The sequence below is a fragment of the Streptomyces jumonjinensis genome, assembly GCF_009600885.1.
GTDB classification, from domain to species: Bacteria; Actinomycetota; Actinomycetes; order Streptomycetales; family Streptomycetaceae; genus Streptomyces; species Streptomyces jumonjinensis.
The window spans coordinates 74,366-98,714 of record NZ_VCLA01000157.1; the positions used below are offsets into that span (position 1 = coordinate 74,366).

Below are 24,349 nucleotides of genomic sequence, written 5' to 3' on the forward strand. Positions count from 1 at the left end.
ATCGCACTGCCCAGTCCCAGCGGCTCGCGGCCACCGCGCCGTACCACTGTGCCGGTGCGCCGCGTCGGCGAGCACGGCGACACGTACGAGGTGCTCGACATCGACCGGGGGCCGCGCGCGACCTGGCCCTCCTGGCAGATCACCGTCCGGTGGCTGGGCGGCGACCGGACCGTCCCGCACTACGCGCGCCGGGACGACCGGAGCGCACCGTGGTCAGCCAGCCGACCGCCACCGGGGGGAGGGCTCGTGCTGAGCACCGTGATCGCGGTCGTCGGCACGCTGCTCGGTGCGGCCGTCGCGGGGATCCTCCAGCACCGCACCGCACGCACCACCCGCAGCGAGGCCCGGGACGACCACCGGCGCGACCGGGAGCTGGAGGCCATCACCGCCGTCGCCAGCCACCTCCGCGCCATGGCCCTACGGGAAGACCTCCGGCTGTCCGACGCAGGCCCGGAGGCCATCACCGCGGCCCGTGCCGAGTCCCACGCCACCCGGTCCGCCATAGAGGCACCGAAAGTTCAGGTGGCGATCCTGGTGCCGTCGCTCGCCGCGGCCGCCGAGGACGCGATCCACGCGGCGCTCGCCCTGCGCGTCGCCGCCGACCACCAGACGCTCAACGCTCTCCGCAAAGACGCCATCACCGCGACGGACCGGTTCGTCACGGCCGCCGCCAGGCACTTCGCCTGACCCGACCACCACCCAGAGAAGTGCGACCGAGAGGACCAACAGCATGACCAGCGCCCTGACAGCCCTTGCCGAGGAAGCCGCCCAGCAGCTCGCCCGCCCCGATTCCTGGTTCGGGCTGAGCGGCCAACAGCTGACCGGGGAGGCCGTTGCCTCGCACCTCGAAGCCGCCAGCCGCCTGATGGAGCGCGAGGGCTGGGACCCCCAGCTGTACGCCCCCTTCTCCGGCCACCACCCCCGCGACGCCCTCGACAACGCCGTCAAGGACGGCATGGGCGACGCCGACACCCGGTATGTGGCCCGCACCGTGCTGGAGACGCTGCTCCGGCTCATCACCGGCGCACCGTACGTCGACTACGAGGTGTGGAGCGAGCACTCCACCCGGACCCTCGACGAGGTGCTGACGCCCTGCCGGACGGCCGCACGGGTCGCTCGGTCAGACACCCGCAGGGCCCGCCGTGCGGTGACGGCGAGTCCTGCGGGCCCGAGGCCTTCGCGCAGCTCTCTGGGGCTGCTCTGGCCGGGTCAGGGGCCGTGGCCCTTGCCGCGGCCGGGCTCGGGGCCGGGCTCGGGGCCGGAGGAGCGCCGCAGGTGCGACGGCTGCTCGGCAGCCTTGGGCGAGGCGGGCTTGCCCTGCCCTGGTTTTCGGCGGGTCGTGGTGGAGCGGGACCGCGCCGCAGTAGTGGACATCCGTGGGGCCTGCCCCCGCTGCAGCGGCAGCTGCACCGATAGGGCTTCGGCTATGTGTCGGCTCGTTGTGGATGAGCCGTCTGGGGCGATCTTCCCGATCTCCCGCAAGACGTTGTTCGCTGCCGTCACTTCGATGACGGAGGAGGCAAACTTTGCGCGTTCCGCGTCCGTTAGGGAGACAAGCCTCAGATCGCGCAAGCAGCGATCCTTGAAGGCATCATTTCCCAGTATTCCGTGCAGGGCCGCAGTAACAGCGGTTCCGCGGTCTCGGGGGGCGGCGGCGTAGGCGGCAGCTATGGCTGTGCGGTCGACCCCCTGGCCGTTCAGGTCGACGTGGTATCCCGCGTTCACATATGCGTCACCAACTGCGCTGTCCGTGGGATGGACCATGCCGTTCAGGGCGAGTGTGATTGCCTCGTATCGACGGGACGCGACTCCCCAGTCGGTCGTCTCCACTTGCGTCCACTGCTGGATCTGTCCTGCGTAGTACATGCTCGCCCGCCAGGTTTCATCGCTCCATCCCGGGTCGAACACGCGCGCCATGTCGGCCAGCCCGCCGTTCTCCACGAGCGTGCTGATCTGGTCGACTCCCACCGTGATATTTCCGGGGTAGTAGGCAGTGATCGGCTCTGCGTCTACATCCGCGGGTTCGGGCAAATCGGGCCCGAACTCGACACGTCGAACGCTCATCAGCGGGGGTGGGTAGGTCTCTCCCGACCGGTCGAACCGCTTCACCGGTCGGCCTGAGGCGAAGAACTTCTTGCTGCCGTCCTCTTCTACCGCTACCCGGCTCTCACCGAACGACCACTTTGCCCAGTACAGCTGCCAGCGTGTGCCCTTGTCCGCAACGTGCTCGTTAGCTTGGAAGTAGACAGTCGGGACGCCGAGACATATGGCACTCTCAAGCGCCCCACTCTCGATCCCCACCTGGACGATGTCGGCGTCCGTATTGAGGTAGTGCAGGAAGAGTGCCTGCTCGCCGTGTGTGAGTGCTGTCCCGTCATTCTTCTCCGCAGCCCAGAAGCGGATGAGTGTTTGTGAGTCAACGCCATCAAGAACGCCCTCGTTTTGGAAGGCGGAAAAGAGATTCGGGCGGCCCTTAAAAAGGTCGTCTCCGATGAGGAAGATCTTCCGGTCCGGATCTGTGGCGCGCAGCACCTCGATGGACTGCTTGAGGATCTCCGGCTTCGTGTCCATGAAGGCGGCCTGGTCGCGGTTGTCGCGCACCCACAGCAGTGCGTACTTCGACGCCGGCGTGTTTGCGCCATCCGACCTGCTGGCTTGCATGACCCGCTCGATCGCGGCCCGCGCCCGAGCTTCGCGGTTTTCGCCGAACTCTCCCGTGCCGCGCATGCTTGCGGCAATGGACTCCCGGGCGGCGAGGGGAGACTCACGGATCACGGGGAGCGCGTGGAGGTGCGCACGCCGGAACTTTGACTTGGTGTAGTTCACCTCGTACGGCTGGTCGTCGTAGGAGAGGCGAATCCGGTGTGGCTCGATGCTGTATTCGTCGATGAAACGGCGACGCATCGACAGTGCCCCGCGGAGAGAATCGAGATAGATGTCCGACAAGTCATCAAGAAACTCGGCGTCATTCGTGGCGAGGGGGCTCTTCCCTCGTTGGATGCGCCAGACGGCTACGGCATTTCCTTCGTCCTGGGAGATTCCGCGAGGGAGTTCTCCCAGGTAAGTGATATTGCGGTGATCCGACTCCAGCAGGAGGCGCTTGATGCGGCCTTCTGGCTCGTAGGTGACTTCGAGCGTCGTCTCCGGGTCAAGAATCATTGCCGCCGAGTGGATGTATATCTCGCCCCGCTGCCACTCGTACATGCGGAGGTTCTTGCGGTCCAGTTCTCCGCCGACATAGGAGGGCTCGTACGCGGGGTCGCGTAACGTCCGGTCCTTGAGCTGCTGGAAAAATGCTGGGCCAGCAGATGCCACCTGTTCCTTCACTCGGCGGGATAGTTCCTCGAAATTTCCCTCAAGAGCGTCCCATTCGGCCATTTCCTCCCGAGCCGCGAAGTCTTCCGACGGGATGCCTTGGCCCGTGGCGGCGATTTCGGAGACCGGCAAGTCCTCATAGTGGACCTCGGCGGCGCGAAATATGTCAGGGGGCGGCAAATTCGCAGGTTTGTCGTTGTCCAACGTGTCACACTCCTTGCTCGCGAGGGGGTATTGCGTAAGAGGTGGGCCGCTCTCGGAGTCGAGGGTTGCCCTAATTCACTTCGTTTTGTATCAAGTGTCACTTTGCGGGGTTACGGTCGCCCAACTCTGTTATACTCAAAGCGAGCTGACGTATCGTACACCTTCCCAAAGTATCATTTCTGTAGGCTGGAAGAAGGGGGGTTCGGTGTCAAAGGCGTCAAAAGCCATCGTGTCGGCCATAATCGAACAGAACGGCTGCCTGCTGATGGTGCGCGAACGTCTGCCCGGAGAGAAGGAGCAGTGGGTTTTCCCCGGTGGCGTGGCTGAGGCGGAGGAGCTGGCGCACGATGCCGTCGCCCGGGAGGTCTACGAGGAAACCGGCCTGACGCTGACAGGGCCGACGAGCCTGGTCTGCGTCTCGCAGCACGTGGTCACCGGCGATCCGGCCTGGGATGGCACGTGGAGCGTTTTCACCTTCCTTGCGGGAAGCGTGCAGGGGACGCTGCGCCCCCAGGACCCCGACGAACTGGTCCAAGAGGCCGCGTGGGTCCCCTTCGTCGAGGCGGTAGCCCGCGTGGCCGCGCACCCCTCCCGTCGGCGCGCCGAGCCGCTCCTCGCCTACCTGCACGGCATGGCGCCCCCCGGCACGCTTTGGCTATGGCCCGGCGGGCCACAGGACCCACCGGTCGTCATTCCTGCTGCGGGCGCTGATGCCATGCCTGCGCCCCGGCAGCAGAAGCCGAGCGTTCCTGTATCCCCCCGCTGACGAAAGGAGACCGAGACCATGCCATCCTTCCCGACCGTCCCCTCTCAGCCCGCCACCTCCCGACTTCGGTACGAGGTCGTTGGGGCGCAGCCGCGAGAGGGTTTTCCGGAGCGTTTCACGCTCGACCTGTCCGGCGACGGGCACGCGCACCTCGCCTATGAACATGGACCGACCCGGCGGTCCTGGACCGCGCGCACCGAAGACGTTGTGTGGAGCCGCTTGTGGAAGGCGGCGGAACGCCTGCCCTCCGACGGTGACCCGACCGCCCGGCCTGCCCAGGAATCGGGCCGCCGTCGCCTTGAGGTGTACGGTGGCGCCCCGTTACAGCGAACGGTGTTTTGGAGTGAAGCAGCCGCTGCCGGCGTCGGTGCGCTCTTGGACTCGCTGGTCGCCCAGATCAGCGGCCTGCCCTTGATTGTAGTCACCAACAGTCTTCCCCCGCTGACGCACCGGAGCCAGGCGACGGCGGAGGACGGTCTGCCAGGGCAGGAGGCCGCCGCTGCCTTCGGGACGGTCGGCGGGCAGCCGGCGTTCGCGCTGGCCCGCAGCGGCGGCGGCTTCGGCGTCTTCTCGGTCGACCCCCTGAAACTGCTCGGGGAGACCGCCGAAGCGGGACAGCCCATCCGAGCCCTGGCACTGGGAGCGGATGGCGAGCGCGACCTCCTGCTGACGGGCGGCGACGACAACACCCTGTGGACCTGGGACTTGACGGGCGATGAGGGGCTGCTGCACGCGCGAGGAGGCCACGGCGCTGTCCGGGCGGTTGCGACAGGCGGCGTCCTGGACGACGACGAACTCCTGTACTCGGGCGGCGACGACGGCAACATCTGCGGCTGGGATGGCCGGGATGGAGCCGAGCTCGGCGCACTGACCGGGCACGACCAAGCGGTCAATGCGCTGGCCACCGCCCGCGTCAGCGGCCTGAACCTGCTCGTCTCCGGCGGAGATGACGGGACGGTGCGGATCTGGAACACCGACACGGGTGAGAGACTGCGCCCCTTCGCTCCGAAGCTGGAATGGGTCAACGCGGTGGCCATCACCGACGTCCACAGCCGGGGGCTGGTCGCCGCGGCAGGCTCCGACCACGTGGTCAGGGTGTGGGACATCGCCACCGGCGCCCCGACTCAGGCCCTGTCTGGCCACAGCGCGGCCGTGACCGGACTGGCCTTCCTCGACCTGGAGGACCGAGCGGTCCTGGCCTCATGCTCCTACGACGGCACGATCAAGACCTGGGACGTCGAGGCCGGGCACGTCCTTCACTCATGGCCCGCCCAGGACGACTGGCCGGCGGCCCTGGCGGCAACCTCTTCGGCAGAGGGAACCCTCCTTGTCTCCGCGGGCGTGACCGGTGCGGTGCGCGTCTGGGACTCGCACGGCACGGCACAGCAGGTGCTGGCGGCGGATCGCGGTCCGGTCCAAGCGCTCGCGCTGACCACGTACAGGGAGACGACGACGGCGGCCGCGGGAGGCCTTGATGGCTCGCTCACGCTCTGGGATGTCGAGAGTGCCTCCGCGCGCTACACACTCGCCCCGGATGACGGCCCCATCACCTCGGTCTCTTTCGGCCCGGCAGGCGACACGGTCATCTGCGGAACCGGTCGAGGCACTGTCCGGGTGCACGCCACCGCGGACGGAGCACTCAAGCAGGTGCCGACCCCCCACACTGACCGGATTCTCTCCCTCGTCTACCTTCCCCTGGGCGGAGGCATCGTCGCTTCTGCTGGCGCCGACCGGACGGTACGCACCTGGGAGACATCCACTGGCCGTCCCCTCCTGCGCCTGCGCGGCCATGAGAGCGCAGTGACGGGGCTGGCAGCCGGAGAAGCCGACTCGACCACGGTCCTGGCCTCGGCGGACGAGGACGCCAAGATCCTGGTGTGGGACGCAGCATCAGGTCGACGCCTGGCGGACCTGCACGCTGCGCGTCCGCTCAGCGCCCTCGCCTTCGGGACCGTGAACGGCACCGGTGTCCTCGCCGCCGCGGAACAGGACGGCCCCGTCCGGGTGTGGGAGGTGCTCTCAGGGGAGGAGCTGGCGACGCTCGACACCACCGACATGGCTGTCACCACACTCACCGTCTGCACGATCGCGGGCACCGCCGCCGTACTGGTCGGCACACGCGCCAAGACGGTGCACGCCTGGCAACTGCCCGGGGGAGCCGCGATGGGAATGGTCCCCGTCGAGCAGGTTCCGCTCGCCCTGTCCTTCTCCTCGACTGGATTCCTGCACGTCGCGGGGAGCGCTGGCCTGACATCGATCCACCACTTCTCATCCTGAGGCTGCAAGGCGCCGCCTGACACGAGGTGGCGCAGACGAATGCCGAACAGCGGGGCCCGCCGTCAGTGACGGCGGGCCCCGCTGGCGCGATCTGTGGTGCACCCGCCCACTGCCCAAGGCCGTGTAGGCGGTGTCCCTGAGTTGCATATGTCCCAGTAGTCCTAGCTCGGACACCAGGGAGCAAGTAATCCGCCGGTAGGTTTGAAGGGCCGTTTCCTGGCGCTGGGGAACTTCGTTGAGCTGATCGGGTGAATGCCCGAAAGGCCGACGACACGGGCCAACACAGGGCGGACCCCCAGGGGCCTCCCTGCACCCGTTCACCGACACCGAGGAGACCGACCGTGACAGCGCACCTCACCGCGACCTGGGTACGGGTGGGCGCCCAGTGGGTGCGGGCCGACCACAACCTGCGGGGCACCCACGCCCCCGACTGCCGCCCCTGCCGCATTCGGGGTGCGGTTCCCGGCCGTGGAGGACCGCACGGAGGCGCGGCGGCTTGATCTCGTTCGTCGGCCTGGTGTCAGGCCTCGGTGTGGCTCCAGGCGCTGGGGACCACGCTGGGGAGGCGGTGGCCGATCTGGTGCTCGCCCTTGGTGCAGCCGGAGAACGGTCCGGAGGAGCCGCGCAGCTGGGCCAGGGCGGGGTCCAGGTGGTCGCGGTGCCATGCCGAGGGCCCGGTGTATCCGCAGGACACCGGGTCGGTCAGCTCTTGCCAGGCCAGCCAGACCGCGTGCAGTCGGGCGATGGCCACCGTGTGCTCGAACCAGAGGTGGCACCATCGGGCATCGGCGCTCGGTTCCGCCAGGTAGCCGGGGACGAGGACGCCCTCGACCCACTCGATCAGGGCCCTCAGCTCGTCGTCGTAGAGCGGGGATTCGAGCAGCAGGATGAACGGCGGGTACTGCCACTCGTCCTCGTCCTCCGGCTCGCCGCCGGCCTCCCCCTCGCCCTCTTCTCCGTCGGCGGCGGAGGCCTCGCCCGGCTCTCCTCCCCCGCGGCCGGTGAGCGCGGTGACCTGGGCCGTCAGGTGCGCGATCTTAGCCTTGAGATCCTCGATGTCCTTGAACATGCCGATCGGCACGGCCAGGTCCGGATCCTCGTCCGGCTCATCGGCCATCGCGGGCCGCCTTCCGCTCCTCGTACGCCGTGACCGCCCGCTCGGTGATCGCCTTCTCCTCGGCCTTCATCTGCGGGCCGATGTGTGCCATCGCCTTCTCCGCGTACCAAGGGCGCAGACCGATCTGGGCGACCGGCATACCGGTGGCCAGCAGCAGAGCGCTCCCCTTCTTCATGGCGCGGATCTCGGCGGGGTCGAGCACCTGCTCGCGCTGCTCGGACCAGCTGCGGCTGCCGCCGTCCTTGCCCTTGGAATACGAGCCGCGCTCCACGAAGTGGGCGCCGGTCAGGCTGCTGATGTCCTGGGCGAACTTGGCATCGTCCAGGCCGACGCCGATAACCTTCTTGGTGGCCGCGCTCCACATCGAATCCATGCCGACCTCCCCCCACGCTTTCACGCCCTGGCGGTAGGACTGGAGGATGACGAACGGTGTGATGCCGCGGGAGCCCAGGTGGGAGTAGAGGTCGGGCAAGTCGGCGATCTTGCAGATGTTGGCGGCCTCGTCCAGCACGGCGCGCATCGGCTCGGGCAGACGGCCGCCATGGCGTTCGCCCGCCTCCGCGCCGGCGGTGAAGACCGCGTCGGCGACCGCGGCGACGAGCGCCGAGGACGGGCCGCCCTTCTTCGACAGGAGATAGAGCGTGTCCTTGCTGGTGGCGAAAGCCTCGGGGTCGAAGCGTGCCCGGTGTTCGTCCGGGGTGACCCATGCGAGGACCTTCTCGTCGCGCAGCGCGGACATCGCCGTACGGGCGTTCTGAAAGATGCCCGACTGTGTCTCCTCGGCGATGTTGACCGAGGAGTCCACCTGCTCGGCAAGAACGGGCTCGTGCTCGTAGAGGACCCTGAGCGGTGCCTTCTCCTTCGGGTCGGCCAGCCAGCGCATGACCTCGCGGACGGTCGCGCCCTCCCACCACGCGGCCCGGAACAGGCCGGTGAGGAGATCTCCGGCGGCCTGGGACCAGAACGGATCGCCCTGCTCTGACGTGATCTGGCAGACGAAGTGGCTGGCGAGCCGCTCGGCACCTTCCAGGGTCTCGGCCTGGGCGACCAGGTCGACCCACACGCTCCGCTCGGCCTGGGCCACGCCCTGGGTGTCGAACAGGAAGGTCTGCCCGATCTTCGCGCGGGAGCCCTGCGTTGCGGCGTAGACGTCCGCTTTGTTGCTGGTCATCAGCAGAGCGCCGGGGGCTTCCTCCGCCACGGGGATGGCCAGCGAGGTCGATTTCCCCGCGCGGGGGGCCATGATGGCGACGTAGGTGTCCTCGTCGGATCCACGCAGCTCGACGCCGGAGGGCAGGTGGTCGCCGAGGAGGACGCCCCGGTCCCGGGCCGGGATCGCCCTGGGGTCCGTGGCCTTCAGCGAGGCACGGAGCCGGGTGGCGGTCCGGGCGGCGTGCTTTGGCGTCAGCTCGCGCACCTGGTGCAGGGTCGCCAGACTGGACGGATTGCGGAACCAGCGGATCACCCAGCGCAGACCCCACACGACGAAGACGACGACGGCCAGGTCCGCCACCGTGGCGCCGATGGCGGACGCGGTCTGCGAGTGCGGCCAGACCGTCGGCCACTGGGTGGCCATCTCGTACGCGCCCACCAGGGACAGGGGGAAGTCGGCGACTTCCTCGCCGGTGACGAGCGCGCCGACCGCAGCCCCGGCCCAGGTCGAGACGGACAGCGCGACGGCGCCGCCGAGGGCGATGCCGCCGGCCGCCCATGCCCGGTCGTTGTCCGTCATCATCAGGTGGTCACCTCTGTTCGTGCCGGGCGCCGGTTGTTGTCGGTGCGGTACAGGCGCCGTTCGGTGGCGGTCAGCTCCAGCGATGCCGCGATCCCGGGCCGCGCACCGACCTTGATCAGGTACTTTCCGCGGCCGGGGTGCCGGGCGCCCTCGTCGTCGGCGCTCGCGGTGCCGTCCTCCGCCGTGTTGCCGGGGTCGATGTCCAGCCCGGTGGAGGTCGCCGACGACCACGAGCCGATCATCATCCGCTCCTGTTCCGTCAGGCTCCGCTTGCCGGTGACCCGCCGCAGCTCCTCCTCCGAAGAGGCGCCGATGACCCAGGTGTCGCACCTGTCCATCAGCCCGCGCGCTTTCGCGCGGTCCATCTCGGTCGGCAGAGCTTCCACGTCGAGCAGCGAGTGTGTGACGTAGATGGTGACGTCGTCGGTGACCCGGTTGAGCCGGGAGATCGCGTCCATCGCGTCCACCAGGCCGGGGCCGCTCCTCAGGGCCCTCCACATCTCGTCCATCGGCAGGACCAGCTTGCGGTCCATCAGGCCGATGGACCGGGCGGAGTCCACCGCGCTGTAGGTGTACGCCCAGGTGGCGATCATCCCCGCGCTAACCACGTCGTTTCCGCGGGCGCGGAGCGCGCTGATGTCCACGGACACGGCCGGGGCGGAGATGTCGAGCGGGGTGGTCGTCGGGCCGTCGAAGAGCCCGCGGAGCGGCCCGCCGACCAGGTTGTCGAGCCCGGCGACGACGGACCGGGTCAGATCCTGGTAGCGATCCCCTTCGGCGGCCAGCTTCGACCGCAGTTCCTCCGGCGCGGCCCGGAGCACCAGGGCAACGTCGGCGACGACGGGGTCATTCCCGGACCGCTGGGCGGCGGACGCGACCTGCACGGCGGTGTCCAGCGCGGACCGTTCGATCTCGTCCGGTGCCCTGCCCAGCCCGTGCTTGGTGGACAGCAGCGCGACCAGGGTCCCCATCCGCCGGCCGTTGAGGACATCGAGCAGGGCCTGGCGGCGGGTGGGGTCGAGCGACTGCACCCTGCCCTTCAGCGGCCCGCTGTCGAGCGGATTGATGCGGCCGATCCCGTCGCCGATCTTGACGACGGAGCCGCCAAGCTCGCGCACCAGCTCGCTGTACTCGCCCTTCACGTCCCCGGGGACGCACATCATGTGCCCGTAGGCGCTGTAGACCAGGCAGATGCGTTTGACCAGCGCGCTCTTGCCCGCGCCCGGCTGTGACATGACCCAGACACCCGGATTGGTGGTGATCCGCCCCGTCCAGCCGGACGGGTCCACGCACACCAGCTCGCCCGTGAGGACATCCCGGCCGACGGGGACACCGCGCGCCGGGAGGCCGGATCCCAGGAGGAAGGGATAGATCGAACCGGCCTGGCTGGTGGGGCCGGTGTAGACGGTGCCAGCGTCCTCCACGGGTGCCCGGCCGCCGAACCGGCCGCCCCAGCCGAGCCGGGCCGCGTACCGGTCCTTCAGCTTCTTCTCGGTCCGCCGTTCGTCGCGGGTCGGCTTCGGCTCGACGGTCCGGCTCACCCGGCGGGGGCTGGTCATGCTCGGCGGCTTCTGCTTGCGTACCACTATTGCATCACCCCTTCACCAGCGGGTTGTAGCCGAGCGGGAGCCCGGCCGCGAACACGGCGGCCTGGGCCCCGTACGCGGGCCGGAGCCGGATCGAACGCATGGCCTTCGTCGCCCGTTCCAGCTCCTGGCGTGCCGCGGGCAGTTCACCGGCGCTGCGGGCGGTCACGGTGACCATGAGGGTCCAGTCGACGACCTGGTCGCCTGAGGCGGCCTGGGCGGCGGCCCTCTCCGCGCGCTGCGAGTCCGCCCTCTGTGACCACTTCGCGCGTCCCTTCATCTCGGCGGTCGCCTGCTCGCGTTGCCGCGCGTGGCTGATCTCCCGCTCCAGCACCGCCTCCCCCTCATAGGGGTCGAGCACCCGGTAGGCGATCGTGATCCTGCGCTGGAACCTGCCCGGCGCGAGCAGGGGGAGGAGAACGGAGTAGGGGATGGGGCGGCGGGGCATCTCCTGGAGCACCCAGGAGATGGAGACGCCGCCGTCGTGAGCGTACTCCTCCCATCCGTCGTCGGCCGCGACCGGCCCGCACTCGCCCCACTGGAGTTCCTCGAACTGGGCGTTCCTCGCGGTGAACACGGCCGGGTCGTACGCGGCCCGGACAATGCGCCGCAGGTCGATGTCGCTCGCGCGCCGCTCGATGTCGGTCCCGGTGCCGGACAGGTCGAGCCCGTCGACCACCTTGAGCGTCTCGGCGACCTGCTCGGCGAGGTCGACCGGGGGGTTGGCCGAGGCGGAAGGGTCGACGGTCACACTCATCCACGGCGCAACGCTCGCAGTGGCGTGCGGGGTCGTCCGCACCAGCTCGTCAATGACCCGCTTCGCCAGATCCGGAGCGCCGGGGTCCTTGCGGGCCTGAACGTCGTCGCCCAGGGCCTCGCCCGCGCCCGGGGTGATCTGGATCGTCACGCTCGCACCCAGGATCTGCTCGTCGGTCGACATCGCGTCCAGCACCGCAGACCAGGTCCGCAGGCTGCTCTGCACCGCCCCGGTGGGCGCCATCAGGCTCCCACCGGGCGAGAGCAGGGTGGTGACCGTCATCCGTCCGGTCGCCCGGTCGTGGACCACCCCGACCGACTGACCCGTCGTCGGATCATGGGCCTTGATCAGCGTGGAGCTGGCCCCGACGCCGGGCAGATCGAGCCGGTAGGGGTGCGGAAGAAGGAGACGCCGGTACGCCGTGCCCTCGTACCGCGATGCCCGCCGCCAGGACAGCTTCGCCCAGTAGTACGACAGCGCACTCATGCCGTGGCGGCGGGCGGCGGCCAGTACAAGGACCGCGACCGTCGCGGGCAGGGTGACGAGCAGGCTCAGCGGTGCCTGGGTGGCGATCAGTCCGTCCGCCGCCAGGACCACCGCCCCGGTCATCGTCGCGCCCTTGGACAGTCCTGCGACACCGCTCCTGCGAGCGCGGAATCCGTCAACCATCAAGGCCCGCGGCACTTCGTGGCTCATTGCTGGCCTCCGTTCCCGATCTCTCCGCTCGCCTGCTGGACTGCGGAGTTGACACCATCCAAAACCTGGATGCCGATGGCGACCGCAGCTCCGGCAGGCCCGGCCGCGGCTGCGGCACCCGATCCGGCACCAGCGGCAGCCCCTCCCCCGGCGGCACCGGTCCCGGCACCGGCTGTGGCACCGGCGGCTTCCGCACCTCCGCCTGCGGCCTGCCCCGGCACCTTCGCGCCGGCCTCGGTCCGGGCGGCCTGGGCCTGGGCGTCACCGCCCCCGGAACCGCCTCCGGGACCGTCGCCACCAGTCCCGGCACCTTCCGCTCCGCCGTCGCCCTGCTGGTTGCCCATGCTCTGGGCGACGCGCTGCGCGTGGCTGACCGGGCTGTCGGGGGCTTCGCCCCCGCCACCGCCGTCCCCGCCATCGGAGCCATCACCGGATTTGCTGCCCATGTAGCTCGCGGCCGCCGCGCGCGCACCGCTCGCTCCCCCGGCGGCCATCCCGCCGCCGACCGCCGCGCCGAACGGCGCGAAAATCTTGGTGAGCGGCGCTGGCGCGAGGATGCCGAGGACGAGCGTCGCGCAGCCGCGGAGCCACTCGACCATGGTGCTGGAGTGCCCGAACTGGCTGAACCCGGTGCAGATGATGATGGTCAGAATCGGCTTGTAGGCCACGATGACGAACCCGCTCGTGATGAGCTTCGGGGCCCACTGCCGGGTCGCGTCGCCACCGGTCCGGCCGCCGCCGGCCACCGGGATGAGCAGACAGATGATGGGGATGGCGCTCTGCCGCAGGAAGATCATGACCATCTGGATGAAGCCGACCAACAACAGGACGGCGACGATGCACAACACGGTGATGGGGTTGGAGACCCCGATGGGGAGCATCACGGCGACGATGCGTTCGTAGGCCTCGCCGTCCGTGGAGAAGACCGACTCGACCAGACCGGCGGAGAAGGCGTCCCCGATGATCAGCAGCAGCGCGAACAGACTGACGCCGAGCGTGCTGAGGATCAGGTTCTCGATCCACCCCGTCATCGCGCGTCCGGCGTGTTTGACCTGCCCGGTCAGCGCCATCTTCGCCAGTTGCCAGATCACTCCCGCCACGGCGATGAGCAGGCCCAGCCACACGAGCATTCCCGCGAGGGTCGACTCACCGCCCCACAGGCCGGTCCCCTTCAGGTCGAGGGAGGGGCCGAGGAGCGCGAGCGTCAACGTCTTCTTGATGATCCACTTGGTAGCGTCGGTGGCACTGTTGATGAAGTCGCCCAGGATGGAACCCCAGACGGCCTCCCACGCTTTCTTGATCGTCTTCGCGGCCGCTTCACCGATCGGATCGCACAGCTCGCTTCCGGCGAGCCCGCCGATGCCGGTGACCTTCCCCCCGGTCTTGAGGATCGTGCCCAGGACCGGGCCGGTGGCGACCCGGCACGTCATCTCGATGCCGTCGCTGATGATGCCGTCGGCCGCGGCGGGTTTGGCAGCGGACACCGACAGTCCGGCCACGGCGACCAGAGCGAGGAGCAGCGCTATCAGCCGCCGCTTCATGACGCCTCCCGGATCGCCGTCCATCCGTTCGCGTTGAACGCGGCGTCGCCCGGCGCGGCCTGCTTCGGTTCCGGCTTCCCCTTCACATCCGTGAGGGCGCGCTCGGTCGCCGCGCCGGTGAGGCGCCAGTCCCCGTTCTGCCACTGGGCGCCGGCCAGAGTGCGGGTGTAGGCGGTCGTCTCCCGCGAGGTCTCCCCGGTCTTCGTCACCACGCGGGCCAGCAGCCAGGCGCTGACCTCGGTCGGCGACTTCTTGATGACCTGGTAGCCGATGACAACGTTGCGGACGTACGCGCCCGGGGGAAGCTGCTGCCCCGGCTTCACGCCCATCTGACGGGCCAGCTGCTTGTCCGTCTCCAGCGCGGTCAGCTCGATCTGCTCCGCGTTCAGCTCGGACTTGTCGGCCTTGCCGATGTACGAGTGGTAGATGCGCAGCTGCTCGTCTGTCGCGCTGGTGCCGCCTTCGATCGCGCTCCGGTTGGCGGCCGCCATCATGCCCACCGCGCCCTCGGTCGTCTCCGGGTATCCGACCAGGCTGCCCCGGGTGTCCGTACGCTCCCCCCGCGGAAGCGCCGACCACCGTACGGGTTCAGTCCAGTCCTCGGGCGCCTGGTACGTCGGCGCGGGACTCGCCGACGCCGACGCGCTCGGCCCGCCCTTGCCCGTGGCGGCGGTATCCGGCTCGTCGTCGCCGGACAGGATCGCGTACCCGGTCAGGGCCAGTACGACGGCGCCGGCCCCTCCGGCGATCCACGCCACCGTCTTCCTGTTGTCCCTCCTGCGTGCCATGCCGTCAGCCCGCGATGCCGTTGAGGATGGTGATCAGGGACCCGGCCAGCAAAATGGCCGCGATTCCGCCGCCCATCCATTTGAAGGGCTCGGACCCGCCGCCGTTCCTGCTCTTGTCGCTCACGGCGAGCTTGTAGACGCCGAAGCCGGCGCCACCGGCCCCGGCGAGGATCAGCAGCCACAGGGCATACCCGAAGATCGTCGCAACCGGGCCGTCCATGCCCGGGATCTTCGTCGGCGTGGCAGGCGGAATCAGGGCGGCGAGCGTCGTCATGTCCGTCAGTGCGCTGTTCATCAGTTCCCCTCGATCGTGTGCCGCAGTGCCTCCGCTGCGGCTCGGACGTCCTTGTGCTCCAGAGCCTCGTCCGCCCCTCTGACGGCCCGGAGGACCGGGAGGTACGGAACCCTCGCCACACCGGCGAGACGGCTCTCCAGAGCGCGTACCAGGTAGCGGGCATCAGAAACCGGGCGGGCCGGGGCGTCCGCGATCAGCACCAGCCAGGGCCGGGGCAGCGCGGTCGTCCAGCGGCGCATCAGGGTCTCCACGCAAGTGGCGCCGTAGACCGTGGTGTCAGACACGACCACGGGCATCACCCCGAGCGGCAGATGCTCCTGCGGACCCAGCGGGCGGGCGATACCCGCGCCCTCCGGGTCAAGCATCCGCTCGACGGTGGCGGTCCCGATACCCTGCCCGGTCACCGGGATAAGCCCATATCGGAGCACAGTGGTCTGTGGTGTTGCTAATGGGGTCATCAACCGCAACTCACCCCCGGTCACGTGCGGTTATCGTTCATGATCTCTGCGTCCGTGAGACTACAGAGGCTAGCGTGCACCCCTGATAAACGCCTGGCAATAAAAGGCATCTGTGATCTAGTGTCCTGCGCCAGAAGAGGCCGACGAAAGTCTGTAGCCTGTCTTAATGTCGCCAGGTCCGCGTGCTGTTGAAGTCGTGCTGTCTGCAGGAGAGTTCGCCGAGTTGACCCGCTGGGCGGGTGGGGAGGTGGCGCCCCGTCTGGCCGAGCGGGCGCGGATCGTGCTGGCCTGTGCGGATGGGCTGCCGACTGTGCGAGTGGCGGCGAAGTTCGGGGTGACCACGGACATGGTCCGCAAGTGGCGCACGCAGTTCGCCGCGCGGAGGATGGCGGGCCTGGCGGACGCGCCGCGGCCGGGCCGGCGCAAAGCGGACCTGGTGCTCACCGAGGAGGAGCGGTCTCAGCTGACGCGCTGGGCAAAGCGGGCGAAGACAGCGCAGTTCCTGGCGCTCCGCGCAAAGATCGTGCTCCGCTGTGCGGAGGGCGGGACGAACCAGCAGGTCGCCGGCGAGCTTGGCATCGCGGCGGGAACGGTGAACCGCTGGCGGGCCCGGTTCATCGCTGGCCGGCTGGATGGCCTGGCCGACAAGCCGCGTGTGGGGCGGCCGCCGGCGGTCCTGCTCGATCAGGTCGAAGACGTGATCACGGCGACCCTGGAGTCTGCACCGGGCCGGGACACCAACTGGTCACGTTCTGCGATGGCCACACGCACCGGCCTGTCGAAGTCGACGATCGGACGGATCTGGAAAAGGTTCGATCTCAAACCGCACCTGCAGGACTCCTTCAAGCTCTCCACCGACCCTCAGTTCGTCGCGAAGGTCGTCGACGTCGTCGGCCTCTACCACCACCCGCCGGAGAACGCAGTGGTCCTGTGTGTCGACGAGAAGAGCCAGATACAGGCGTTGGACCGGTCCCAGCCGGTGCTGCCGACGATGCCCGGCATGCCTGAGCGCCCTACCCACGACTACCTGAGGCACGGCATCACCAGCCTGTTCGCAGCCTTCAACATCGCCGACGGCACCGTCATCGGCGAACTCCACCGCCGCCACCGCCGCCACCGCGCCATCGAGTTCAAGAAATTCCTGGTCACCATCGACAAAGCCGTACCCCGTGGGCTCGACGTGCACCTGGTGTGCGACAACTACGCCACCCACAACACCTCCGAGATCAAGACGTGGCTGGGCAAACACCCCCGCTTCCACGTCCACTTCACCCCGACCGGTTCGTCCTGGCTCAACCAAGTCGAGCGATGGTTCGGCCTGCTCACCGACAAACTCATCCGCCGAGGCGTCCATACCACCGTGAAGGCATCGGAGAACGACATCCGGGCCTGGATCGACACCTGGAACGAGGACCCCAGGCCCTTCCGCTGGACCAAAACCGCCGACGAGATCCTCCACTCCCTCGCCGACTACCTCGCAAGAATCACCCCACCAGCCACCGATTAGTGAATACAGACTTTCGTCGGCCTCTTCTGGCGCAGGACACTAGTGCGCCAGAAGGGCCAACCAGCAGCACACGGGGGAACGTGTGAAAATCGCCGTCCAAGTCGCGGCCGCAACAGTCGCGTTGATGCTCATAGCCGTCCTCGGAGTGATCACCCTGATCGCCTCCGAGGACGATGCCGGGGCCGCCGAAACGTCCTCACCGCAAACCGGTCTGCAGGGCGTCCCCGAGGAGTTCCGCCCCTGGATCGAGAAGGCGGAACGGGACTGCAAGCACCCCGAACTGACCGGCGCCTTCCTGGCCGCCCAGCTGAACCAAGAGAGCGGATTCCGCACCGACCGCGGAGCCGAGAGCCACGCCGGCGCGCAGGGCCCCGCGCAGTTCATCCCGAGCACCTGGGCCACCTGGGGCCGGGACGCCGACAAGAACGGCGAGACCTCGGTCTGGGACATCGGCGACGCGGTCGACGCACAGGGTCGATTCATGTGCTCGCTGATCGGGACGGCGAAGTCCTCCGGGTATCCGGGCGACGTCCGGGCGCTCGCCCTGGCCGGGTACAACGCGGGCTGGGGCGCGGTGCAGCGGTTCCGCGGAGTGCCGCCGATCTGGTTCTCCCGCAAGGCCGGGCAGAAGGAGGGCGAGACCTATCACTACGTGAAAGTCATCATGGCCTCCATCCCAACGTTCCAGGGTCCGAGCCCGGTCTCCATCGCCGGATCCGGGGCGGGACCCGACGCCGTCCGCAAGGCCCTCGCCCGGCTCGGCACGCCGTACTCCTGGGGCGGCGGCAGCCCGCAGGGTCCGGGTCTGGGCTTCTGCGACGGGAGGAACGGCTACGACAAGCACACCGGCAAGTGCAGCGCCAGCCGGACCCACGGATTCGATTGCAGCAGCTTGGTGCAGTACGCGTACTGGGGCTCCCTCAAGCTCCCCCGGACAGCGGCCCCCCAGTACGGTGCCACCTCCGACCGGCCGGTCTCCCGCTCCGACCTCCAGGTCGGGGACCTGCTGTTCTGGTCGAAGTCAGGATCAGGCGCGATCTACCACGTCGCGCTCTACGCCGGAGACGGCAACGTGGTCCACGCGCCGCGCACGGGCAAGAACGTGGAGATCGCACCGCTCACCTCGGCCATGCCGGAGCGCGACTACTACGGAGCCACCCGCCCCTGACCCCTGGAACGCCGTGTGCCGCAGACCGGTTCGATCTGCGGCACACAGTGTCTCCAGAGATGAAGGACTACCGGGTCTTGCCGCCCTTCACGGCAGGCCCGGCCTCCCGGTGCGCAGCCACCGCCGGCGCGGCGGGCGCCGCCCCCTTGGCGGCCGACAGCCTAGTAGGCCCCACACTCGGCGACGACGCGCGGGCCGCCGCGCTGTTCACCCTCACCCGCGACTCTCCCGCACCAACCGGCCTGCGCAGCGCGTCAACGGCCGCCAGGACCAGCCGCCCGCCCAGCTGCCCCGGCCCGTCCTCCCACGCCACGGTGTTCCTCGACAAAGCCGCCAAGCGGTCCGCCACCGGCAGACCCTTGCGCTCCACGTCGATCATCTGTGCCGCGACCAGCGGCCACTGCCGCGCCGCGACCAGCAGACCGGCCTCACGCTCGTACCCGGGCATAGCTTCACGCACCATCCGGCTAAGCCGCGCATTCTCCGACGGAAGGATGCCGAACTGCCGAAGAGCACGCTCCCGGTTGCCCAGATCCAGATTCGGGGGTACGTCCAGCCCGATCGTCAACGGCCCGTACGACAGCACCGCGTCCCGGCTCGGCACCGGAGCCGCCGCGAGCACATTCGCCACCGCCTGGTCCACACCGACGCCCTCGTCATGCGCGGCCACCAGGATCGCCCGCACATCAACTCCGCGATCGCTCAGCTGCGCCATCGTCGCCGCCATGCCCGGCCAGGCCGGGGAGGACAGAATCGCCTCGCGCACCGGGCCCGCCGGCGTGGTCTCCCGCAGCAGCTTGGCCCACTCGTCGGTACCCTCGCGCGCCGTACGCTCGGCGTTCGCGGCGACCGCGTCCCTCACCGTCACGGCGATCTCCCCGACGCGCGGAAGCATCGCCCCCATGTCCACCCCCGCGCGGTGCAGCGCCACCATCTGCTGCGCGATCTGCGGCCAGTCGGCACCCGTCAGCAAGGCCGCACTGATGTCGGGCGGCAGCAACTTCGTGACCTCGCCGGAGGCCTCGGCCACCGACTCCGCGACGGGCGGCAGGTCCTCCTCTTCCTTCCCCGCCCTCTTCAACTGCTGACGCCGCACCGCATCCGCGATGGCCATGACCAGACGAAACGCCATCACGGAGGTCTGCACCGCCTCGGCGGCGGCCGCCGCGAACGCCTCCCCCGCCTGCTCCTCTGGCGACGGTGTTGCCATGCCCCACTCCCCTCGCTAGCGGGCCCGATTCGGCCCCTTGCGCTGCTCGTCGCCCGGCGGCCGACGCTTCGGCCCAGGCCCCCGTCTTGCGAACCACACCAGTACGACCGGTGCCCCCGACGTCGGCGACGGGGTCCTGCCGGGGGCGGAGGCACTCAAGCCGCGTTCCTTCTGCCACCCGTACAGACGCCATGTAAGCACCTCTGCCACCGAGTCCGCTGAGCGCAGTTCTCTTCGGGCGGCGACTGCGGCCAGTACGTCGGTGGGGTCTTCGCCTTCCTGCTCGACCGCAGCCAGCCGCACTCGGAGCGCGGGCCACGCCGGGTCCGCGAGGATCGCCACCGCGTGGTTGGGCACGGCCTGCTGGAGCACCCCGGCCCCCAGACGAAGGCCCCTCGCCCTGCGCTGGAGGATGGCGGGGGGGCAGGGTGGCGAGGTCGCCGACGGTGGTCAGGAGGGGAGGTGCCGGGGTGGAAATCGCCGCTGTGCTGGCCGTTCAGACGGCTCCTGGGGGCTGTTGGGGCGGGTGGGTCAGGTCTGTGCCATGTCGACGAACCGCGAATAGTGCAGTTGTGCGGCGGCGGAGAGGGTCGCGCGGGGTCCGAAGCGGTTCTTTTCGATCACGAGGTCGACTTCGCCGGCGCGGGGGGGATTCGGGTTCGTCCATGTCGGGGCGTTCGACCTTGATCATGACGGATGCGTCGTTCTTGATGGCGCGGGATCCGCGGACCATGCCGTCGTCGTTGAGCTGGGAGAGCGCGATGACGTGGCATTCGAGCTGGACCGACAGGTTCTTGAGGCCGCGTGAGACTGCGGCGACGGCCTGCTCTCGGTTGCTGGTGCGGGTTTGCTCGACTTCGATGAGCTGGAGGTAGTCGACGACGAGAAGGTCCAGGCCGTCGCCGCGGGCGCAGGACCGGGCCGCGGACTCGATATCGCGCAGGGCCGCGCCGCCGGGCCGGTACACCCGCAGCGGCAGTGTGCTGAACAGCTCCCGTCCGAGACGTTCGACCGTGACCCATCCTTCGGGGGTCAGGCCGCCCTGCCGGGTGAGGTGATGCATCGGGATCATTCCCTCGGCCGCGGCGATCGAGCTACCCCCGCGCGGGCGGGGACGACCCCTTCCTGACCTGGGGTGTTGTCACGTGATCATGCTGTTTTCCTTTACCTGCTTCACGACAGCTCCCGGGTGCTGATGTTGTGCCGGTGTCGGCGTCAGCGGCTTGGACAGCACCGTATCCATCGGCATGACCGCCGCGCCGTCAGTTCCCCATGGCGGCACCTGGCATCGGCATAAAAGGCGGGCGGAGGCACCGCCGGTCGTCGCGCGCGTACCCGAGGCGTTCGTCGGCCAGTTCGTAGCGGGTGCGGCGGACGTCGGGCACGGTGACGGCCAGGCCACAGTCGCGCGGACAGGGACGGCTGTTACCGAACTTCGCCGCCGGCTCGAAGGCATCGCCATGTAGCGGGGTCGACAATGCCGTACTCAACAATGGAGCCGCCGCAATGGTCCCACTGGAAGTTCTCGACAGCGGTAGACGTCACCGCGCCGTAAACGCCGTCGAGAGGGTCGCCGTAGTAGCCCCACCAGTCGAGCAGACACTGGACCTCGCGGACGCGGTCGCCCGAATCGCCGTTAGCCACGTAAACGTTCCACGCCCAGCTGTAGCCCGCCGTCAGACCCTGGTAGTTGGCGGAAGTCCGCTCCCAGACCAGGCACCGCGACTGAACGTCGATATCGGTGGACGAAGCGAGGTGCTGGGACGTGGCAGACGCGGACACGCTCATCGACGCCGGGGCCGCGGCTGCCGTGGCCGGTACGAGGGCACCGACGGTGAAGAGCGCGGTTGCGGCGGTGGAGATCATCGCTCTGACTACGCCCATGCCGGCCTTCCGCTCTCTTGAATCGTTGGGCATGTTGTTCCTCTCATTCTTCTCGGTTGCTGCGCGGTTTGTGCTCGGTCGAGCGCTGCACTCGTCCCAAATCCAATTGATATAGGGATGCGATATGGCGGCGCGGCAGCGATTCCCCGGAATTCGTTCCGGGCCGGGGTCGGCTGAAATCGAGGATGTCTGCGCGGTCGGGGAACCGGCAAGGAAAAGTGGCGTTCGTGTTCGTTCGGAACGGTGCTCATCGCGTTCCGAACATGCTCGAACAAGGCCGGTTTCACCGTCACCCGGTAACTGCCGATGCCGCCATGCTGAGATCATGACCCAGAGGGAGAGCGCTTTACCCGAGCCGTCGACGAGGCCACCGCAGCCGGATCAGATCGAGACTCCCGCCGAGTTCACCGCGGCGCTGCGCGCGTTGCGGACCTGGTCCGGACTGACCTACCGGCAGCTTGAGAGCAAAGCCGGCGCGCATGCCGACACCCTTCCGGCCAGCACGATGGCGACCACGCTCGGCCGCGTCCCCCTGCCTCGCGAACGGTTCGTCGACGACTTCGCCCGTGCCTGCGGCCTCGGCGAGGAGGAGATACACCAGTGGCTCCTGGCCCGCCGCCGCATAGCCGGCGGCGAGCCAGCGCCCACCCGTGACGAGGGCGGCGGCGAGGCCGGCGATGAGCGTGATTGTCCCGTCGGCGGCGCGTCGGCCCCGGCGCACGCCCCTCGGTGGTGGTGCCGCGCGCTCGTCATGACCGGCACTGCGGGCATCGGGGCCGTCGGCGCCCTCGGGGTCGCCAGCCTGGTTCACGGCGCGTCGTCACCGGCCGACCCGCCCACGATGCCGGTGACCGGGCTGCGCATGCTGGCCGTGGGGAGCTGGGCACAGATCCACCCCGCACGCACACCCGAACTGTGCGTGACCGAGGGCAGCGATCGCACCGGCCGCTACGAGACCGCCGTCGCCGCCCAACGACCCTGCACCCAGGCCCGGCTGCCGCAGGTGTTCCTCGAACCGGTGGGCCGGGACCTTGTGCAGATCCAGTGGCACCACCCGAAATACGGCATCGGCTGCCTGACAGCCCTGCAGAAGGGCCCGGGCCGGGGCCTGCTGGAGCCCCGCGACGACTGCGCCGACACCGACCGGGCCCAGCAGTTCCGCGTCGAGCCCTTTGGCACGCCTGCCGCCGCCCATTTCCGTCTCCGCGCGGTCAGCACCGGCGAGTGTCTGAGCCTGCGCGACCAGGACACCGTGATCGGAGCGGAAGTCGTTCAGGGCCGTTGCTCCGGCGCCGCCGACCAGGACTTCCTCCTCGAACTGATCCCGCCCCCGTCGGCCGATCCCCTGGATGCCACCAGCACGTCGCCGGAACCCGAGAAAAGGGGACCGGCTCAGCCTGACGCTTTCCGCCAGGCACCGCTCAGGCTGTCATGAGACCTCTGCCACAGCACCCATCTGGGGCTTATATCCCCTGTGTATGTTCGGCGGCATATGTGCGACGGCATCCGATCCACCTCTCCGAATACCGCACACCCGAGTTGTCGCCCACGACACCGAGCTACCCCGCGCGCGCGGGGGTCGGGAGCATCCCCGCTCACGCTCCGCCGCTGCCGCACGGGCCGCATTGCGCCGGTCCTGCTCCTGCCGCCACACGAAGTCCTCCGCCTCGGCAGCGGCGTGCTCACGCAGCCGCTCCTCAAGGACGTGCCGGCGCTCGCCGTCGCCCAGGCCGGGCAGCTCCCGGTCGATGTCCGCGCCGATTCGCGCACGGCGGGCACGGCGGAGGTGGATGACGTTGCCGCAGTTCTCGCAGTCCTCCCCGGTGTCCAGCCGGATCTCGTCGTCGCACTTGCGGTGCGAGCACGCGCGCCGCTGGGGCAGACCCCGCCGGGTCAACCACGGGAAGGGACGGTCGACCAGGGCCTCGCCACCGGTCTCCCCCAGGCGGTCGGCGAGCCGGTCAGCCAGCAGCCGCGGCGCACGGAGCTGGCTGAGCGGGGCGGAGCTCATGGCGTGAGCGGTTGTGCGGGTTGAGCGCTATCGAGCCGTTCGTCGAGTACGAGGGTGTGGCCCGGCTTGTCGGCCTTACCTGGCTCAAGGCCTTTGAGCCAGGTCTCGAACCGCTGGTAGAGAGGGCCGCACGCGCTCCTGTTCGGGTCGGGGTCCAAGAACGCCAGGTAGTAGCTTTGTCCGTACGCGCTCTCCCAAAGCCGCTCAAGGATTGTCACGAGGTTGTCGCCGGAAACCTCCACCGTCTGCATACCGTTGTCCTGTTTGGTGATGCGCCCCGGAGTGAGGTTGGGATTCTTTCTGAAGGCCCCTTCTTTCGCTACCGGCCCGCCCTGGCCGGGCCCGTCTTGCGTGACGCTGGTGAGCCACTCAGGCGACCATGTGCCAAAGGCCCTGCGGGCGATAAACGTCCAGGTGTCTTCATGGCAGGTCAACGAGACATAGGAGACGGTGGCTGCCTTCTTCATGACGCCAAAGTGCGCGCGATACAGAATGCTGGTGGTCTCCGCGTTCCGCGCTTCCTTCGCGGCCCGCTCCTGCTCCTGTTCCTGGCGCAGCCTTTCCTCTTCGGCCTGCTTCTGCCGCCGCCCTTCGCGGTCCTCTTCCCTCCAGCGCTTCTCCTGCTCCCACTTCTCGGCTGCGATAGCCCGCTTCTGCTCCTGGTTCGCCCGCCACTGCTCAGCCAGCGTCTTGAACATCCAGATCCTCCCGCTCGAAACCGAATCCTGATGATCCCGTGCCTGGCTGGACGGCCGGGCCGGATCCGCTGAATTACCTGGTCCGCATCTAGCCATTTTCGTCCGTCACCAGCATCTGCCGTCCGTTGACCAGACGGCGGACGGCGACCGGCACTCCGCCGCCGGCAGGCGGGCCTTGACCTCGAATCGCGGTGACCTCAGCGGCTCCGTCGCCGCCGAGCTGCGCGCAGCCACTCGTTGAACGCCCGCCGGTAGCGAGGGCCGGCCAGATCCGGGCCGGGCGCGCCGCCGTTCGGCGAGGGCTCCGGCCCATCCCCGGGGCGCCACAGCAGCCCG

The 24,349-nt window shown here is 69.1% G+C and carries 20 protein-coding genes and 2 pseudogenes; 7 read left to right on the forward strand and 15 right to left on the reverse strand.

Translation table 11 applies throughout. From position 1 onward, the window contains the following. Positions 1 to 54 precede the first annotated feature (54 nt). Both FF041_RS21875 and FF041_RS40770 read left to right on the forward strand, forming a co-directional pair. A complete protein-coding gene (locus FF041_RS21875; RefSeq protein ID WP_323392369.1) occupies positions 55 to 687 on the forward strand; it encodes a hypothetical protein in 633 nt (210 codons plus the stop codon). Positions 688 to 730: 43 nt separating this feature from the next. Continuing rightward, positions 731 to 1,099: pseudogene (locus tag FF041_RS40770) on the forward strand (DUF6197 family protein); the annotation flags it as partial. A gap of 110 nt (positions 1,100 to 1,209) precedes the next feature. Here FF041_RS40770 and FF041_RS21880 read toward each other — a convergent pair. Beyond that, positions 1,210 to 3,519: a hypothetical protein gene (locus tag FF041_RS21880; RefSeq protein WP_153524357.1), complete on the reverse strand. Its 2,310-nt coding sequence runs from the start codon at positions 3,517 to 3,519 to the stop codon at positions 1,210 to 1,212. A 205-nt stretch (positions 3,520 to 3,724) separates the two neighbouring features. Here FF041_RS21880 and FF041_RS21885 point away from each other — a divergent pair, with 205 nt between their 5' ends. Beyond that, complete coding sequence (locus FF041_RS21885; RefSeq protein ID WP_194292117.1) at positions 3,725 to 4,285, forward strand: NUDIX domain-containing protein; 561 nt, start codon at positions 3,725 to 3,727, stop codon at positions 4,283 to 4,285. A 375-nt stretch (positions 4,286 to 4,660) separates the two neighbouring features. Continuing rightward, positions 4,661 to 6,562 carry a WD40 repeat domain-containing protein gene (locus tag FF041_RS21890; RefSeq protein WP_153524359.1) on the forward strand — a complete coding sequence of 634 codons (1,902 nt, stop codon included), beginning with the start codon at positions 4,661 to 4,663 and terminating at the stop codon, positions 6,560 to 6,562. Positions 6,563 to 7,082: 520 nt separating this feature from the next. Here FF041_RS21890 and FF041_RS21895 read toward each other — a convergent pair. The 8 genes from FF041_RS21895 to FF041_RS21930 are packed head-to-tail and all read right to left on the reverse strand — an operon-like array spanning position 7,083 to position 15,442. Then, complete coding sequence (locus tag FF041_RS21895) at positions 7,083 to 7,679, reverse strand: DUF4913 domain-containing protein (protein ID WP_153524360.1); 597 nt, start codon at positions 7,677 to 7,679, stop codon at positions 7,083 to 7,085. After that, on the reverse strand, positions 7,669 to 9,414 hold the full coding sequence (locus FF041_RS21900) for a type IV secretory system conjugative DNA transfer family protein (protein ID WP_153524361.1): 1,746 nt from the start codon (positions 9,412 to 9,414) through the stop codon (positions 7,669 to 7,671). Before FF041_RS21900 ends, FF041_RS21895 begins: the two co-directional genes overlap by 11 nt. Further along, the gene (locus tag FF041_RS21905) at positions 9,414 to 10,973 is read right to left on the reverse strand and encodes an ATP-binding protein (protein ID WP_153524362.1); all 1,560 of its coding nucleotides are present in this window, start codon (positions 10,971 to 10,973) and stop codon (positions 9,414 to 9,416) included. Before FF041_RS21905 ends, FF041_RS21900 begins: the two co-directional genes overlap by 1 nt. A 34-nt stretch (positions 10,974 to 11,007) precedes the next feature. Continuing rightward, the gene (locus FF041_RS21910) at positions 11,008 to 12,453 is read right to left on the reverse strand and encodes an SCO6880 family protein (RefSeq protein ID WP_228388488.1); all 1,446 of its coding nucleotides are present in this window, start codon (positions 12,451 to 12,453) and stop codon (positions 11,008 to 11,010) included. Continuing rightward, complete coding sequence (locus tag FF041_RS21915) at positions 12,450 to 13,952, reverse strand: hypothetical protein (RefSeq protein ID WP_153524363.1); 1,503 nt, start codon at positions 13,950 to 13,952, stop codon at positions 12,450 to 12,452. Before FF041_RS21915 ends, FF041_RS21910 begins: the two co-directional genes overlap by 4 nt. A gap of 38 nt (positions 13,953 to 13,990) precedes the next feature. Next, positions 13,991 to 14,782 carry a hypothetical protein gene (locus tag FF041_RS21920; RefSeq protein WP_153524364.1) on the reverse strand — a complete coding sequence of 264 codons (792 nt, stop codon included), beginning with the start codon at positions 14,780 to 14,782 and terminating at the stop codon, positions 13,991 to 13,993. A 4-nt stretch (positions 14,783 to 14,786) separates the two neighbouring features. Next, a complete protein-coding gene (locus FF041_RS21925; RefSeq protein WP_153524365.1) occupies positions 14,787 to 15,077 on the reverse strand; it encodes a hypothetical protein in 291 nt (96 codons plus the stop codon). After that, positions 15,077 to 15,442: a hypothetical protein gene (locus FF041_RS21930; RefSeq protein WP_153524366.1), complete on the reverse strand. Its 366-nt coding sequence runs from the start codon at positions 15,440 to 15,442 to the stop codon at positions 15,077 to 15,079. The genes FF041_RS21925 and FF041_RS21930 overlap by 1 nt, the downstream gene beginning before the upstream one ends. A gap of 259 nt (positions 15,443 to 15,701) precedes the next feature. Here FF041_RS21930 and FF041_RS21935 point away from each other — a divergent pair, with 259 nt between their 5' ends. Further along, the gene (locus FF041_RS21935; protein WP_153524367.1) at positions 15,702 to 17,042 is read left to right on the forward strand and encodes an IS630 family transposase; all 1,341 of its coding nucleotides are present in this window, start codon (positions 15,702 to 15,704) and stop codon (positions 17,040 to 17,042) included. Between the two features lie 124 nt (positions 17,043 to 17,166). After that, the gene (locus FF041_RS40375; RefSeq protein WP_153524368.1) at positions 17,167 to 18,210 is read left to right on the forward strand and encodes a C40 family peptidase; all 1,044 of its coding nucleotides are present in this window, start codon (positions 17,167 to 17,169) and stop codon (positions 18,208 to 18,210) included. A 67-nt stretch (positions 18,211 to 18,277) separates the two neighbouring features. On the opposite strand, the gene FF041_RS21945 is transcribed toward FF041_RS40375, so the two are convergent. The 4 genes and pseudogenes from FF041_RS21945 to FF041_RS38040 all read right to left on the reverse strand — a co-directional run bounded on the left by FF041_RS21945 (position 18,278) and on the right by FF041_RS38040 (position 21,337). Next, positions 18,278 to 19,420, reverse strand: a complete 1,143-nt coding sequence (locus FF041_RS21945; protein ID WP_153524369.1) for a hypothetical protein — start codon at positions 19,418 to 19,420, stop codon at positions 18,278 to 18,280. A 496-nt stretch (positions 19,421 to 19,916) separates the two neighbouring features. Next, complete coding sequence (locus tag FF041_RS21950) at positions 19,917 to 20,483, reverse strand: DnaB-like helicase C-terminal domain-containing protein (RefSeq protein WP_194292119.1); 567 nt, start codon at positions 20,481 to 20,483, stop codon at positions 19,917 to 19,919. Between the two features lie 250 nt (positions 20,484 to 20,733). After that, positions 20,734 to 20,838 (reverse strand): annotated as a pseudogene (locus tag FF041_RS39215) (transcriptional regulator); the annotation flags it as partial. Positions 20,839 to 20,845: 7 nt separating this feature from the next. Continuing rightward, on the reverse strand, positions 20,846 to 21,337 hold the full coding sequence (locus FF041_RS38040) for a peptidoglycan-binding domain-containing protein (protein WP_194292120.1): 492 nt from the start codon (positions 21,335 to 21,337) through the stop codon (positions 20,846 to 20,848). 292 nt (positions 21,338 to 21,629) lie between these two features. Between FF041_RS38040 and FF041_RS21965 the strand changes: the two genes are divergently transcribed. Further along, positions 21,630 to 22,739: an XRE family transcriptional regulator gene (locus tag FF041_RS21965; RefSeq protein WP_153524373.1), complete on the forward strand. Its 1,110-nt coding sequence runs from the start codon at positions 21,630 to 21,632 to the stop codon at positions 22,737 to 22,739. Here FF041_RS21965 and FF041_RS21970 read toward each other — a convergent pair. Both FF041_RS21970 and FF041_RS21975 read right to left on the reverse strand, forming a co-directional pair. Next, entirely contained in the window at positions 22,734 to 23,315 is a 582-nt protein-coding gene (locus tag FF041_RS21970; protein ID WP_228388489.1) for a hypothetical protein, read from the reverse strand. The two genes, FF041_RS21965 and FF041_RS21970, sit on opposite strands and share 6 nt — an antisense overlap. Next, positions 23,312 to 24,013, reverse strand: coding sequence for a hypothetical protein (locus tag FF041_RS21975; RefSeq protein ID WP_153524374.1), 702 nt, complete (start codon positions 24,011 to 24,013; stop codon positions 23,312 to 23,314). Before FF041_RS21975 ends, FF041_RS21970 begins: the two co-directional genes overlap by 4 nt. Positions 24,014 to 24,349: the final 336 nt, after the last annotated feature.

Bases quoted from the DNA above. Each gene is read 5' to 3' on its own strand.
- FF041_RS21895 (WP_153524360.1), bottom strand. From the start codon at position 7,679: ATGGCCGATGAGCCGGACGAGGATCCGGACCTGGCCGTGCCGATCGGC.
- FF041_RS21900 (WP_153524361.1), bottom strand. From the start codon at position 9,414: ATGATGACGGACAACGACCGGGCATGGGCGGCCGGCGGCATCGCCCTC.
- FF041_RS21905 (WP_153524362.1), bottom strand. From the start codon at position 10,973: ATGACCAGCCCCCGCCGGGTGAGCCGGACCGTCGAGCCGAAGCCGACC.
- FF041_RS21910 (WP_228388488.1), bottom strand. From the start codon at position 12,453: ATGAGCCACGAAGTGCCGCGGGCCTTGATGGTTGACGGATTCCGCGCT.
- FF041_RS21920 (WP_153524364.1), bottom strand. From the start codon at position 14,782: ATGGCACGCAGGAGGGACAACAGGAAGACGGTGGCGTGGATCGCCGGA.
- FF041_RS21925 (WP_153524365.1), bottom strand. From the start codon at position 15,077: ATGAACAGCGCACTGACGGACATGACGACGCTCGCCGCCCTGATTCCG.
- FF041_RS21930 (WP_153524366.1), bottom strand. From the start codon at position 15,442: ATGCTTGACCCGGAGGGCGCGGGTATCGCCCGCCCGCTGGGTCCGCAG.
- FF041_RS21935 (WP_153524367.1), top strand. From the start codon at position 15,702: ATGTCGCCAGGTCCGCGTGCTGTTGAAGTCGTGCTGTCTGCAGGAGAG.
- FF041_RS40375 (WP_153524368.1), top strand. From the start codon at position 17,167: ATGCTCATAGCCGTCCTCGGAGTGATCACCCTGATCGCCTCCGAGGAC.
- FF041_RS21945 (WP_153524369.1), bottom strand. From the start codon at position 19,420: ATGGCAACACCGTCGCCAGAGGAGCAGGCGGGGGAGGCGTTCGCGGCG.
- FF041_RS21950 (WP_194292119.1), bottom strand. From the start codon at position 20,483: ATGCATCACCTCACCCGGCAGGGCGGCCTGACCCCCGAAGGATGGGTC.
- FF041_RS38040 (WP_194292120.1), bottom strand. From the start codon at position 21,337: ATGCCCAACGATTCAAGAGAGCGGAAGGCCGGCATGGGCGTAGTCAGA.
- FF041_RS21965 (WP_153524373.1), top strand. From the start codon at position 21,630: ATGACCCAGAGGGAGAGCGCTTTACCCGAGCCGTCGACGAGGCCACCG.
- FF041_RS21970 (WP_228388489.1), bottom strand. From the start codon at position 23,315: ATGAGCTCCGCCCCGCTCAGCCAGCTCCGTGCGCCGCGGCTGCTGGCT.
- FF041_RS21975 (WP_153524374.1), bottom strand. From the start codon at position 24,013: ATGTTCAAGACGCTGGCTGAGCAGTGGCGGGCGAACCAGGAGCAGAAG.